Source organism: Klebsiella sp. 18074 (assembly GCF_902705905.1).
In the GTDB taxonomy this organism is placed as follows: domain Bacteria; phylum Pseudomonadota; class Gammaproteobacteria; order Enterobacterales; family Enterobacteriaceae; genus Klebsiella; species Klebsiella terrigena.
On the sequence record NZ_CACSIS010000012.1, the window covers coordinates 1 to 13,122 of the forward strand.

General features: G+C 57.5%; 12 protein-coding genes. 7 read left to right on the forward strand and 5 right to left on the reverse strand.

Features of this window, described 5'->3' with window-relative positions; genetic code table 11:
• Positions 1–199 precede the first annotated feature (199 nt).
• Entirely contained in the window at positions 200–997 is a 798-nt protein-coding gene (gene rna / locus GVK32_RS13240; RefSeq protein ID WP_159868383.1) for a ribonuclease I, read from the forward strand.
• Between the two features lie 31 nt (positions 998–1,028).
• Here the strand turns inward: rna and GVK32_RS13245 are convergent, their stop codons facing one another.
• Complete coding sequence (locus tag GVK32_RS13245) at positions 1,029–1,859, reverse strand: alpha/beta fold hydrolase (RefSeq protein WP_159868386.1); 831 nt, start codon at positions 1,857–1,859, stop codon at positions 1,029–1,031.
• 243 nt (positions 1,860–2,102) lie between these two features.
• Between GVK32_RS13245 and rnk the strand changes: the two genes are divergently transcribed.
• Both rnk and uspG read left to right on the forward strand, forming a co-directional pair.
• Positions 2,103–2,513, forward strand: a complete 411-nt coding sequence (gene rnk / locus GVK32_RS13250; protein ID WP_041144565.1) for a nucleoside diphosphate kinase regulator — start codon at positions 2,103–2,105, stop codon at positions 2,511–2,513.
• Between the two features lie 185 nt (positions 2,514–2,698).
• Complete coding sequence (uspG, locus tag GVK32_RS13255; RefSeq protein WP_041144564.1) at positions 2,699–3,127, forward strand: universal stress protein UspG; 429 nt, start codon at positions 2,699–2,701, stop codon at positions 3,125–3,127.
• 106 nt (positions 3,128–3,233) lie between these two features.
• On the opposite strand, the gene ahpF is transcribed toward uspG, so the two are convergent.
• Together ahpF and ahpC are read right to left on the reverse strand one after the other, a co-directional pair.
• Complete coding sequence (gene ahpF, locus GVK32_RS13260) at positions 3,234–4,799, reverse strand: alkyl hydroperoxide reductase subunit F (RefSeq protein WP_159868389.1); 1,566 nt, start codon at positions 4,797–4,799, stop codon at positions 3,234–3,236.
• Positions 4,800–5,040: 241 nt separating this feature from the next.
• Positions 5,041–5,604 (reverse strand): alkyl hydroperoxide reductase subunit C, encoded by a 564-nt coding sequence (ahpC, locus tag GVK32_RS13265; protein ID WP_159868392.1) that lies wholly within the window; start codon positions 5,602–5,604, stop codon positions 5,041–5,043.
• A 403-nt stretch (positions 5,605–6,007) separates the two neighbouring features.
• Here ahpC and dsbG point away from each other — a divergent pair, with 403 nt between their 5' ends.
• Complete coding sequence (gene dsbG / locus GVK32_RS13270) at positions 6,008–6,754, forward strand: thiol:disulfide interchange protein DsbG (protein WP_159868395.1); 747 nt, start codon at positions 6,008–6,010, stop codon at positions 6,752–6,754.
• Between the two features lie 205 nt (positions 6,755–6,959).
• Positions 6,960–7,859 carry a LysR family transcriptional regulator gene (locus tag GVK32_RS13275; protein WP_159868398.1) on the forward strand — a complete coding sequence of 300 codons (900 nt, stop codon included), beginning with the start codon at positions 6,960–6,962 and terminating at the stop codon, positions 7,857–7,859.
• Between the two features lie 149 nt (positions 7,860–8,008).
• Here the strand turns inward: GVK32_RS13275 and GVK32_RS13280 are convergent, their stop codons facing one another.
• Complete coding sequence (locus GVK32_RS13280; RefSeq protein ID WP_166793770.1) at positions 8,009–9,154, reverse strand: pyridoxal phosphate-dependent aminotransferase; 1,146 nt, start codon at positions 9,152–9,154, stop codon at positions 8,009–8,011.
• Positions 9,155–9,376: 222 nt separating this feature from the next.
• Between GVK32_RS13280 and mtnC the strand changes: the two genes are divergently transcribed.
• Positions 9,377–10,066, forward strand: a complete 690-nt coding sequence (gene mtnC / locus GVK32_RS13285) for an acireductone synthase (RefSeq protein ID WP_159868401.1) — start codon at positions 9,377–9,379, stop codon at positions 10,064–10,066.
• On the forward strand, positions 10,063–10,605 hold the full coding sequence (locus tag GVK32_RS13290; protein ID WP_045854441.1) for an acireductone dioxygenase: 543 nt from the start codon (positions 10,063–10,065) through the stop codon (positions 10,603–10,605). The genes mtnC and GVK32_RS13290 overlap by 4 nt, the downstream gene beginning before the upstream one ends.
• Before the next feature lie 44 nt (positions 10,606–10,649).
• Here the strand turns inward: GVK32_RS13290 and GVK32_RS13295 are convergent, their stop codons facing one another.
• Entirely contained in the window at positions 10,650–12,971 is a 2,322-nt protein-coding gene (locus GVK32_RS13295; RefSeq protein WP_159868404.1) for a molybdopterin-dependent oxidoreductase, read from the reverse strand.
• Positions 12,972–13,122: the final 151 nt, after the last annotated feature.

The window sequence follows — 13,122 nt, forward strand, 5'->3', positions numbered from 1 at the left end:
CCGAAAACCGCCTTGAGCGAGCTGAATGTTCAAATGGCGAGGTCATGGAAAAATATAGCGATCGCGACCTGCGGTCGCTAGAAAAGAAGAACCCCACCTAAAAAAGTGGGGTTAGTCAGCAGTCTGAGGCGCCAGCAGGCGCCTTTTTTATGCTTTAATAATTCGAGGAACTCATTACCATCCACTATCAGGAATAAAAATGTTCAGGAAGGATTTCGTCGCCATTGCCCTCTTGCTAACGGCAACTCAGGTCGGCGCTGAACCGCTCACCGCAACACAATACGGCGATTTCGACCGCTACGTACTGGCCTTATCCTGGCAAACCGGTTTCTGCCAGAGCATGCATGACCGAAACCGCGGCGAACCGGAAGAGTGCCGCCTGCAGCAGGAAACGGCCAACAAAACCGATTATCTCACCGTACACGGCCTGTGGCCGGGTCTGCCGAAATCCATCGCCGCTCGCGGCGTGGACGATCGCCGCTGGATGCGTTTTGGCTGCGCCACGCGCCCAATACCCAATATGCCGGAGGTCAAAGCCGGACGGAAATGCCAGGCAGCGGAAACCGGCCTGTCGCTGGAGATGGCCAATAAGCTCAACGGCGTGATGCCCGGCTCCGGCGGCAACTCGTGCCTTGAGCGCTACGAATACGCAAAACACGGCGTCTGTTTTGGCTTCGATCCTGACAGCTACTTCGGCACCATGGTCCGCCTCGGCGGCGAAGTGAAGCACAGCGCCATCGGGGCATTCCTCGCGAAGCACTACGGACAGAGCGTCAGCCGCGACGACTTCGATGCGGCCATCGCCGAGGCCTGGGGGAAACAGAGCGTTAAGGCCTTCAAGCTGACCTGCAGCGGCAATCCGGCCTATTTAACCGAAATACAAATAGCCATCAAGGCCGCGGCCATCAATACGCCGCTCTCCGCCGACTCCTTCCTGCCCCAGCCCCATCCGGGCAACTGCGCCAAGCAGTTTGTTGTGGATAAGGTCGGCACTTAATCATGCGGCGGCGCCAGCTGCCGCGGGGACTTCATTCGCGAATAAACGCCAGTAAATCCTGATTAATCTGATGCTTGTGGGTCGTGCAAATCCCGTGCGACCCGCCTTTGTAGACGGTTAATCTGGCGTCAGGCAATATTTTCGCCGCCGCTTTACCGCAGGTTTCGAAAGGCACGATCTGGTCGTCATCGCCGTGGATAACCAGGGTTGGAATGGTCATCTTGCGCAGATCCTCGCGCAGATCGGTTTCCGAGAAGGCTTTGATACAGTCATAAAGCGCCTTAATCGACCCCTGCAGCCCCTGTTCGACGAACCCTTCGCGCACCGCTTTTGACTCTTTGGCCCCGTCGCGGTTGTAGCCGTAGAACGCGGCGGTCAGCTCATAGAAGAACGCGCCGCGGTCCTCGATAACGCCCTCCCTGATGCTGTCAAATACCGCCTTCGGCACGCCGCCCGGGTTGAAATCCGTGCGGATCATTATCGGCGTCACGGCGCTGATAAGCACCGCTTTGGCCACCCTTTCGGTCCCGTGGCGCCCGATATAGCGCGCCACCTCGCCACCGCCGGTGGAATGGCCCACGTGCACCGCGTCGCGCAGGTCGAGATGCGCCGTCAGCTGAGCCAGATCGTCAGCATAGGTATCCATATTGTGGCCGTCCCAGGGCTGGGCCGATCGGCCATGGCCGCGGCGATCGTGGGCGATCGCCCGAAACCCGTTATCAGCCAGAAACAGCATTTGGTCTTCGAAGGCGTCGGCCGTTAGCGGCCAGCCGTGGCTAAAAACAACCGGCTGCCCGCTCCCCCAATCTTTGAAATACAGATAGCTGCCGTCATCGAGAGTAAGTTTGTCAAAACCGCTCATAGAGTCTCCTGCATGTAGTGGAAGGGGCGAGCCTGATACCGCATAAAAGGATAAGACAATTTTTCTGGCTGTGACGGCAGTAGCATAAATTTCATCTGCCTCCTTTCGCGATCGTTGCTGAATGTGCGTTTAATCACTTCAAACCGCCGACAAGTCTCAGTATGATGGGAAGACATTAACCCTTGCCATTTTCGGTGAGGGTTTTCTTTTACGGACAGGTTCCTGGATAACATGGAGTATGCAATGACCAGACCCACCATCATCATTAATGAGCTCGATGCCGAACGCATCGACAGGCTGCTCGAGCAGCCGGCGTTCGCCAGTTCTCCGGTCGCCGATGCGCTGAACGACGAGCTGGATCGCGCACAAATGCTGGCGCCAGAAGCGATGCCGCATGATGTTGTCAGCATGAACAGCACCGTCAGATTCCGTGATTTGTCCAACGGCGAAGAGCGCGTGCGCACCCTGGTTTTCCCCTCCCAGGTCACCGATAGCGCCACCCAGCTTTCGGTACTCGCCCCCGTCGGTGCCGCACTGCTCGGCCTGAAGGTCGGCAGCGCCATTCACTGGGAATTACCGGGCGGCGCCTCTGCGCACCTCGAAGTCCTCGAGCTGCTGTACCAGCCGGAAGCCGCGGGTGAATTTCACCGCTAACTCTCCCGCCGCCTGAGGCGTTCTGCGCTTTATCCAGAGGGTGTCTTCGCATCCTCTTTCTGCCCTCCCCGCCCTGACAAACTTTACGCCTCCCTGAACCCGACCTGACAGTTTTGCGACCTGAATGGCACAATATCTTTGTATAATATGTTGATATAGAAACAGTCGAACAAGGAGGAATGCATATGTATAAAACAATCATTATGCCGGTTGACGTTTTTGAGATGGAGTTAAGCGACAAAGCCGTCCGCCATGCGGAGTTTTTGGCCCAGCAGGACGGAATTATTCACCTGCTCCACGTATTGCCAGGCTCATCCAGCTTCACCATGAGCCGATTCACCGCCGACCTGCGCCGCTTTGAAGAGCATCTGCAGCATGAAGCGGAAACGCGGCTAACCACCATGGCCGGGCACTTCAGCATCGATCCCTCACGCATTAAAAAGCACGTACGCTTCGGCAACGTGCGGGATATGGTTAACGAGCTGGCCAACGAAATTAAAGCCGACGTGGTGGTCATTGGCTCACGCAATCCGTCTATTAGCACCCATCTGCTCGGTTCTAACGCTTCGAGCGTTATTCGCCACGCGCATATTCCGGTAATGGTTGTCCGATAAGCGGGATACGCCGCTTCGTCTGCGACGACCAGTGGAAAGGCGATAAAAAAAAGAGGCTACCCAAGGGTAGCCTCTTTGCTGTGCAGGTCGGTCTTACTTTCTTTTATTATGCGGTTTTGGTACGAATCAGATAATCGAACGAGCTCAGAGACGCTTTTGCCCCTTCGCCGGCGGCGATAATAATCTGCTTGTACGGTACGGTGGTGCAGTCGCCCGCGGCAAACACGCCCTTGACGTTAGTTTCGCACTTCGCATCGATGATAATTTCACCCATCCGGTTACGCTCAATCGCGCCTTCCAGCCAGGTGGTATTAGGCAGCAGGCCAATCTGTACGAAGATCCCCGCCAGCTCGATGTGATGCTCATCACCGCTCAGCCGATCGCGGTACTGCAGTCCGGTCACCTTACTGCCATCGCCGACCACTTCCGTAGTCTGCGCGTTAAGAATAATATCGACGTTTTTCAGGCTGCGAACTTTGTCCTGCAGCACCTGGTCCGCCTTCATCTCAGGGGCGAATTCCAGCAGCGTCACGTGTTCAACCACGCCAGCCAGATCGATTGCCGCCTCGACGCCGGAGTTGCCGCCGCCGATCACCGCCACGCGCTTGCCTTTAAACAGCGGGCCGTCGCAGTGCGGGCAATAGGTTACCCCTTTCGTCCGGTACTGATCTTCACCCGGCACGTTCATGTTGCGCCACTTAGCGCCGGTGGCGATGATGATACTGCGCGCCTTCAGCACCGCGCCGGAGGCGGTTTCAATCTGATGCAGGCCGCCTTCTACCGCCGCCGGAACCAGCTTCGACGCGCTCTGGGAGTCAATGACGTCCACATCATATTCATTAACGTGAGCCTTCAGCGCCCCGGCCAGCTTCTGACCTTCGGTTTTCGGTACCGAAATGTAGTTTTCGATATCCACGGTATCCAGCACCTGGCCGCCGAAGCGTTCGCCCATCAGGCCGGTACGAATGCCTTTACGCGCCGAGTAAACCGCCGCCGCCGCGCCGGACGGGCCGGAGCCAACGATCAGCACGTCGTAAGCGTCGCGCTTGTTCAGCTCTTCTGCGGCACGTTTCTCCGCGCCGGTGTCAACCTTCGCGACGATTTCCGCCAGCGTCATGCGCCCCTGGCCAAACTCCTTGCCGTTGACAAAGACCGCCGGAACGCCCATCACGTTACGATCGGTAATCTCATTCTGGAACGTCCCGCCGTCAATCGCCGTATGCTTAATACGCGGGTTCAGCACCGCCATCAGGTTCAGCGCCTGCACCACGTCCGGGCAGTTATGGCAGGTAAGCGAGTAGTAGGTTTCAAACTCAAAATCACCGTCGAGATCGCGGATCTGTTCCAGCAGGGTCTGAGCCTCTTTTGACGGATGACCGCCGGTCCACAGCAGCGCCAGAACCAGAGAGGTAAACTCGTGCCCCAGCGGAGAGCCGGCAAAGCGCGGCCCCTGGGTAGAACCTGGATTCGTAATCAGGAAAGACGGTTTGCGCACGGCGAGCGTGTTGTCTTCTTTAAACGTCACTTTCTCAGACAGCTCAGCGATTTCCGCCAGCAGTTCTTTGATTTCTGCCGATTTAGCGCTGTCGTCCAGCGTCGCAACCAGCTCAACAGGTTTGGTCAGTTTCTCAAGGTAGGCCCTGAGCTGGGTTTTCATGTTTGCTTCGAGCATCTCGTTATCCCTCTCTTAAAACGTCATCATGCAAGCGGCCTCGCGGCTGCCTGAATGCGGCTTGCATCATGGTGTTGAAATACAACGGGCACCCAAAAGCACCCGTGTATGAAGCAAATTCCCAGAATTTCTTGTCACAGGAAGGCGGCAAGCTTATAAATCCCCGGAAGCTTACATAAGTAAGTGACCGGGGTGATTAAGCGTAGCCAACACACCTGTGGCATGAAAGACGCCGGAATTTTTAGATTTTACCGACCAGATCTAAGGACGGAGCCAGAGTCGCATCGCCTTCTTTCCATTTCGCCGGGCAAACTTCGCCAGGGTGGGAAGCAACGTACTGAGCCGCTTTCACTTTGCGCAGCAGGTCAGACGCATCGCGGCCGATACCTTCAGCGGTAACTTCGATAGCCTGAATGATGCCCTGCGGGTCAACGATAAAGGTGCCGCGGTCGGCCAGGCCTTCGTCTTCACGCATGTTTTCGAAGTTACGGGTCAGGGCGCCAGTCGGGTCACCAATCATCGCATACTTGATTTTAGCGATGGTGTCAGAGCTGCTGTGCCATGCTTTGTGAGTAAAGTGGGTGTCTGTGGAGACAGAGTAGACGTCTACGTCCAGCTTCTGCAGCTCTTCGTAGTGGTCAGCAACGTCGCCCAGTTCAGTCGGGCATACGAAAGTGAAGTCAGCCGGATAGAAGAAGAAAACGCTCCAGCGGCCTTCGGTGTCTTTCTCGGTGACTTCGATGAACTCACCGTTTTTGAACGCCTGGTTTTTGAAAGGTTTGATTTTAGTGTTAATTAAGGACATCTATACTTCCTCCGTGTTTTCGTTGAGGTCTAAGGTAACGAATTTTTCCTGACCCGACCAATGCGTTTGCATTATCAAATCAATAAGCAATATCTAACAACCGCAACAAGACAACTTTGTGAACCCGTCAGGACAAGTCGCGCAATCGGCGGTACTCGCCAGGCCGATAAAGTAAAAAGGCCGCCCTTTCAGGCGGCCCTATTACCTGAAATACCCGAGGGTAGATTCAGGGCCAGGCAGGCTGGCTATGCGTTGCGCTCTACATTACCTTAATGTAACAGCATGGGCGATTACACCATCCGCCTCAGCAAAGGGCAATCTGTCCGGGCGCAGGCCTTGCCTATAGCTGCGATAGGTTCCATCATCTGCTGTACCTTCTCCATTGATTTTACAAGGAATAATCATGTTAAAACGTCTGCTTTTCCTGAGTCTTTTACCCTTATGCAGCTATGCAGAAGACCTCCCTGCCCCCGTAAAAGCGATAGAAAAACAGGGTATTACCATCATTAAACCCTTCGAAGCGCCGGGCGGAGTGAAAGGCTGGCTGGGTAAATATCAGGACATGGGCGTCGCTATTTACCTCACCCCCGACGGCAAGCACGCCATCTCCGGCTACATGTATGACGAAAACGGCACCAACCTTAGCGAACAGCTGTTCCAGAAGGAACTCTATACGCCGGCAGGCCAGAAGATGTGGAAGCAGATGGAGGCCGCCAGCTGGCTGCTTGACGGGAAAAAAGAGGCGCCGATTATTCTCTACGTCTTCGCCGACCCCTTCTGCCCGTACTGCAAGCAGTTCTGGCAGCAGGCTCGGCCCTGGGTAGAGTCGGGGAAAGTGCAGATTCGCACGCTGCTGGTCGGGGTTATCAAACCGGAGAGTACGCCGGTGGCCGCCGCCATTCTCGCCAGCCGCGATCCGGCAAAAACCTGGCACGATTACGAAAAATCGGCTGGAAAAATGAAAATTGAGATCCCGGCGAAAATTCCCGAGGAGAAAATGCGCACCCTCAACCAGAACCAGCAACTGATGGACCAGCTGGGGGCGAACGCCACGCCGGCTATTTACTATATGAATAAAGAAAATATGCTGCAGCAGGTTGTCGGCCTACCGGAAGCGGATAAGCTGCAGGTGATGATGGGCGAAAAATAAAGCGTCCCGCCATATTTCGCATAGCCAGACTATTCGCCACAAAAGGGTCTGGCTAAATCACTTTGGGTCATATACATTCAGAGTCACCAATAAACCCGGCCTTAAATAATTCAGTCCATCAATCGCCACGCAAATTAAATACAACAAACAAATGGAATAAAAATAATAATTCACACCGGACACAGAAACGGAAAGGATGCTAGCCATGGCTAAACTTTACGAACTTAAAAAGTTCGATCTTAACCTACTGGTTATTTTTGAATGTATCTATCAGCATTTAAGTATCAGCCAGGCCGCGGGAACCTTATTTATTACCCCTTCCGCCGTCAGCCAGTCGCTGCAGCGCCTGCGCAATCAGCTCAACGATCCGCTGTTTATCCGCTCCGGCAAAGGGATGAGCCCTACCACCCTGGCGGTTAATCTTCATCGCCATCTCGAGAAAAACCTCAACCAGCTGGAGCAGACGATTAATATCGTCCACGGCGCCGAGCTGAGTAAACGCTTTGTTATTTACAGCCCGCAGTTTTTCCTCTCGCCCTGCTCGGCAACGCTTATCAGCGCGCTCTACGACGCCCCCAACCTGCAGGTGGAGCACCACGACCTTCAGCTCGCCTCGGAGTCGGCGGAGAGCCTGCTCGCCTACCGCAAAGCCGACCTGATTTTTAGCCTCTCGCCGCTTGCCACTCCCACTACCCTGTGCCTGCCGTTTGCGGAAATAGAGATGGTGCTGGTCTGCCGGCAGAATCATCCGCGCATAGCCGACCTCACCTCTGTGAAAGCCATTTCCCGCGAGCGCTTTACCGACTATCTGACCAAAGAAGCCGGAATGCAGGCGGTTGACTACCGGCTTGAAAAACTGTTCCCCGAGCGAAATATCGCCTTCAGCAGCGACTCACACATTGCCATCCTCAATATTATTAGTCAGACTGATTTCATCGGTTTTATTCCAAAAGTCGCGTCAGGCCCGCAGCTATTTGACCGCCGACTGAAAGTACTCCCTGCTCCGGCGGATATTCCCCGGGCGATGATTCATATGATTTATAATCGGGTGCAGATGGATCACCCGGTTTTAGCTTCGCTGATTGAAAAGGCGGCATTGCGATAATAGCGGCCGCCGTTAATTATCGGCCACATGAATATCTGCCAACCAATCACCAGAAATTAAAATAACGAAAGCGGTAATAAGCGAGAATTAACGATCGGCCTATCACGCCCGGCGATCGTTAATTCTCTCAGCGACATGACTTCCGCGCGCTACAGCTGGCGCAGACGCTCCGCGGCGGCCAGCAGGGTTGCCGGCTGCTTGGCAAAGCACAGCCGAATCAGCCGATGCGGGAACGGATCGGCGCAGAATACCGACAGCGGGATCGCCGCCACGCCGATTTCCGTCGTCAGCCAGCGGCAAAAGCTGACGTCATCGAGATCGGAAACCGCACTGTAGTCTGCCAGCAGGAAGTAGGTGCCCTCGCAGGGTAATATCTCGAGGCGACTGGCGCGCAGGGCCTCGATAAACAGGTCGCGACGCTGCTGGTAAAACTCGGGCAGCTGGCGATAGTGCTCCGGCTCGTGGCGCAGCATATCGGCGATAGCCAGCTGCGCCGGCGTATTCACCGAGAACGTCAGATACTGATGCACTTTGCGCAGCTCGGCGCTGATTGCCGCCGGGGCGACGCAGTAGCCGACCTTCCAGCCGGTCATATGGAAAGTTTTACCAAACGAAGAGACCGCCACCGCTCGCTCGCGCAGCTGCGGATGGGCCAGCACGCTGGCATGTCCCTGCGCCGCAAAGCAGATATGCTCGTAAACCTCATCGCTGACCACGTAAATCTCACGCTCGGCAATCGCCTGCCACAGCGCGGCGAAATCCTCGCGCTGCCAGACCGTCGCCGACGGGTTATGCGGGGTATTGAGGATAACCAGTCGGGTACGCTCGCTCAGCGCAGCGGCAAACTGCTGCCAGTCAACGCGAAAATGCGGCGGCTGCAGGGCAATGCGCTTCAGCACGCCGCCGGAAAGCTCAACCGCCGGGGCATAGCTGTCGTAGCTTGGGTCAAAGCAGATAACCTCATCCCCGGCGCGCACCAGGGCAGTAATGGCCGCATACAGGGCCTCGGTGGCGCCCGCCGTCACGGTCACATCGCTGTCGGCATCCGGTCGGTAGCCGTAAAGCTCGGCGGTTTTATCGGCGATGGCTTCACGCAGCGCCGGCACGCCGGTCATCGGGGCGTACTGGTTGGCGCCCTGGGCGACATGAAAAGCCAGCCGCTCCTGCAGGTAGCGCGGCCCGTCAAAATCCGGGAAGCCCTGTGAAAGATTTATCGCCTGATGCTGCTGCGCAAGCGCGCTCATCTGGCTAAAAATAGTGGTGCCCAGTGAAGGGAGTTTACTCTCTGGAATCAGTGGCTTATTGCTCATTTTGTTATTACCGATTGTAATGCTGTTGTTGAAGCCACTATAACACGATGTTAATATTTGGCAATCGAGACGCTTAGACGTCTATATGCGCCATTATGCAAAAAGCCACACTGCGGTTTGCCCAATGCCGTGTATAAATAATGAGGTCTGGCCGGCTACCGTCTGCCGCCACCGTCAATGCGGCGTAACGCCCACTCTGGAGAAACCATGATCCGCGCCATCGTGACCGATATTGAAGGTACCACCAGCGACATTCGCTTCGTACACAACATTCTGTTTCCGTACGCCCGTGAACGGTTAGCAGGCTTCGTGACCGCCCAGCAGTACGCTGAGCCGGTCAAGACGATCCTGGATAACCTGCGCCACGAAATCGCCGACCCCGCAGCCGGCACCGCCGAGCTTATCGAGACGCTGTTTACCTTTATGCAGGAGGATCGCAAATCCACCGCGCTGAAGGCGCTGCAGGGAATTATCTGGCGCGATGGCTACCTTAACGGTGACTTTACCGGCCATCTGTACCCCGATGTTCTGCCGGCGCTGGAAAAGTGGAAGTCGCAGGGAATTGATTTATATGTATATTCCTCAGGCTCGGTCGCCGCGCAGAAATTGTTATTTGGCTACAGCGATGAAGGTGATATTACTCATCTGTTCAGCGGCTATTTCGATACCCTGGTCGGGGCGAAGCGCGACGCGCAGTCCTACCGCAACATTGCTGAACAGCTGGGCCATCACCCCGCCGCTATCCTGTTCCTTTCCGATATCCATCAGGAGCTGGATGCCGCCGAGGAGGCAGGTTTTCGCACCCTGCAGCTGGTACGCGGCGATCGCGACCCCGCCAGCCATCATCCGCAGATTCAGCGTTTTGACGACATTCATCCGGAGCAGATACCTGCATGAGCGCATTAACGATTTTTTCTGACCACGACGCCGCAACCGCCATCTGGCACAGCACCGACGGCGAAGAGATTCAGCAGCAGCTAAACGCCAAAGGCGTCCGCTTCGAACGCTGGCAGGCAGACCGCGACCTGGGCGTCGCGCCAGCGCCGGAAACGGTGATTGAAGCCTACCAGCACGCCATTGACAGGCTGGTTGCCGAAAAGGGCTACCAGAGCTGGGACGTCATCAGCCTGCGCGCGGACAACCCGCAGAAAGAGGCGCTGCGCGCGAAGTTTCTCAACGAACATACCCACGGTGAAGACGAAGTGCGTTTCTTCGTCGAGGGCGCCGGGCTGTTTTGCCTGCATATCGGCAATGAGGTGTTCCAGGTGCTGTGCGAGAAGAACGATTTGATCTCCGTCCCCGCCGACACGCCGCACTGGTTTGATATGGGCTCGGAACCGAACTTCACCGCCATCCGCATTTTCGATAACCCGGAAGGCTGGGTGGCGAAGTTTACCGGGGATGATATTGCCGACGCCTACCCGCGGCTGGCGTAGTCGTCTTCGTCCAGCCCGGCGGCTCTGCGCCACCGGGCTGGCGTTCAGGACAGCGCGTCCGCGCTGATAAACGCCGGCGGATCGAAAGCGGTAATCGCCGGCAGCGCCTCGCGCCACGGGACAATCTCAACCCAGCAGCTCTGCGCGCTGCAGCCCTGACCCAGCCGCGAGCTGCCGCGATCTTCGGTCAGCACGTTCGGATTACCGTGCTTGTCCAGCGAGCCTTTTTCGCTCGGATCCAGCGGATCGTACCAGGCGCCGGTGGCCATCTGCACTACCCCCTGGCGGATCCCCTCACTGAGATGCACCCCGGCCAGAATCGCTCCGCGGGCGTTATGCACTTTCACCACGCTGCCTTCGGTTACCCCCCGCGCCTGCGCATCCTGGGGATGCATCCACAGCGGCTCGCGCCCCTGAATCTTGGTCGCCCGGCTGACGCTGCCGTGATCGTACTGGCTGTGCAGACGGGTGCGCGGCTGGCTGGACAGCAGATGCAGCGGCCAGCGACTGGCCTCTTCCCTCTGCCAGCTCGCCTCTTCTTCGTCCCACCACGGATGGCCCGGACACTCGCGGTAGCCGAAGTCGGCGACGGTTTGCGAGAAGAGCTCAATCTTGCCGGACGGCGTGGAGAGCGGAGCACCCAGCGGGTCGGCACGAAAGTCGGCCAGAAAGACCTGCGGCTGCTCCGGCGCGCTGTACTCCAGCACCCCCTGCTGCCAGAAATCATCAAACGACGGCAGCTCAATGCCCTCTTCCCGGGCCCGGGGGCGCGACTCATCATAAATATGCCGCAGCCACTCCTCGACGCTTCGCCCTTCGCTGAAGCGCTCGCCGCAGCCTAAGCGGGCGGCAAGATCGCAGAAAATCGCGTAGTCGTCGCGGGCTTCGGCCACCGGCGGGATCTGCGCGCTCATGGCAATCATAAATCCGTCGTGCCCGCCGCTGCCGATATCCTCCCGCTCCAGGGAGGTAGTCACCGGCAGCACAATGTCGGAAAACTTGGCCTGCGCGGTCCAGTACTGCTCGTGCACCACCACCGTTTCCGGCCGTCGCCACGCTTCGCTGAGCCGGTTAAGGTCCTGGTGATGGTGAAAGGCGTTGCCTCCCGCCCAGTAGACCAGGCGGATATCGGGGTAGCGCAGATGCTGGCCGTCAAACTCATACTCGCCGCCGGGATGCAGCAGCATATCCGCCAGCCGGGCCACCGGGATCACGCCGTTAACCCTATTTTTCCCCGCCGGTAGACGAGGGCCGGAAAAGGCTTTGCGCGCCGCGCCCGCCAGGTTGGTACAGGCATAGCCGAAGCCCAGTCCGCCACCCGGAGTGCCAATCTGCCCCAGCAGCGCGGTCAGGGCGACCGTTGCCCAGTAGGCCTGCTCCCCCTGGCGGGCGCGCTGGATGGACCAGGAGATATTAACCATCGTGCGCTGGCTGGCCATCTCGCGCGCCAGGGAGATAATCTGCTGCTCGGAAATCCCCACGATTTCCGCCGCCCAGCGCGGCGTTTTTGCCACTCCGTCGCACTCTCCCAGCAGATAGGCGCGGTAGGGGGCAAAGCCCACCGTGTGGCTGGCCACAAAGCCGCTGTCGTAGAGGGATTCGGTAATCAGGACGTAGCACAGCGCCAGCAGCAGCGCGGTATCGGTTCCCGGACGCACCGCCAGCCACTGCGCCGAGCTCACGGCGCTCAGATCGTTGCTGACCGGGCTGATATTAACGAAGCGCGTGCCGTTGGCCTGCATCTTCTCCAGCCAGTGCTTCAGCATATGATCGTTGGCGCCGCCGCCGCTCACCTGAGCGTTACGCAGCGGCAGGCCGCCAATCGCCACGAACAGCTGACACTCCCGCGCCAGCTCGGAGAAGTGCGTATGCTGGCGATGCAGCGGGCTAAGCGGCCCCAGCACGTGCGGCAAAATACGCTCCCCCGCGGCGCTGCTGTAGGTATTGGTGCTGGCGGTGTAGCCGCCGAAAGACTTGAGGAAGCGGTGCAGCTGGCTCTGGGCATGGTGGAAGCGCCCGGCGCTGGCCCAGCCGTAGGAACCGCCGTATATGGCTTCATTCCCGCAGCGCGCCTTCACCGAGGTCAGCTCACGGGCCAGCAGATCGAGCGCGACCTCCCAGCTCACCTCGACAAAGGGCTCTTTGCCACGACCTTCTCGCGACGCGGGGCCATTTTTGAGATAGCCGGCCCGCACCGCCGGACGACGAATGCGCGTATTGCTGGTGACCGCATCGGTGAGGGACTGGCCAATGCGCGAGGGATTTTTATCCCAGGCGACCGGCACGACGGCGTCAATGACGCCATCGCGGGTTTGCACCTGCCAGGTTCCCCAGTGCATCACCGCCAGATTATGTTGTTTATTCATGTTGCCCGTTTTGTTGTCACCCGATAAAGGCCGCTATAATAAGTCGGGAGCGGGCTGAAGATAAAATGCCGATGACACTATAATATCCTGTCACTTTAGCCGATAACCATCCGCATTACGCGAGCCTTGAGTTATATTCACCATATCCCAC

Excerpts from the sequence above, each read along its gene's own strand:
- rna (WP_159868383.1), top strand. The coding sequence starts at position 200 with ATGTTCAGGAAGGATTTCGTCGCCATTGCCCTCTTGCTAACGGCAACT.
- GVK32_RS13245 (WP_159868386.1), bottom strand. The coding sequence starts at position 1,859 with ATGAGCGGTTTTGACAAACTTACTCTCGATGACGGCAGCTATCTGTAT.
- rnk (WP_041144565.1), top strand. The coding sequence starts at position 2,103 with ATGACCAGACCCACCATCATCATTAATGAGCTCGATGCCGAACGCATC.
- uspG (WP_041144564.1), top strand. The coding sequence starts at position 2,699 with ATGTATAAAACAATCATTATGCCGGTTGACGTTTTTGAGATGGAGTTA.
- ahpF (WP_159868389.1), bottom strand. The coding sequence starts at position 4,799 with ATGCTCGAAGCAAACATGAAAACCCAGCTCAGGGCCTACCTTGAGAAA.
- ahpC (WP_159868392.1), bottom strand. The coding sequence starts at position 5,604 with ATGTCCTTAATTAACACTAAAATCAAACCTTTCAAAAACCAGGCGTTC.
- dsbG (WP_159868395.1), top strand. The coding sequence starts at position 6,008 with ATGTTAAAACGTCTGCTTTTCCTGAGTCTTTTACCCTTATGCAGCTAT.
- GVK32_RS13275 (WP_159868398.1), top strand. The coding sequence starts at position 6,960 with ATGGCTAAACTTTACGAACTTAAAAAGTTCGATCTTAACCTACTGGTT.
- mtnC (WP_159868401.1), top strand. The coding sequence starts at position 9,377 with ATGATCCGCGCCATCGTGACCGATATTGAAGGTACCACCAGCGACATT.
- GVK32_RS13290 (WP_045854441.1), top strand. The coding sequence starts at position 10,063 with ATGAGCGCATTAACGATTTTTTCTGACCACGACGCCGCAACCGCCATC.
- GVK32_RS13295 (WP_159868404.1), bottom strand. The coding sequence starts at position 12,971 with ATGAATAAACAACATAATCTGGCGGTGATGCACTGGGGAACCTGGCAG.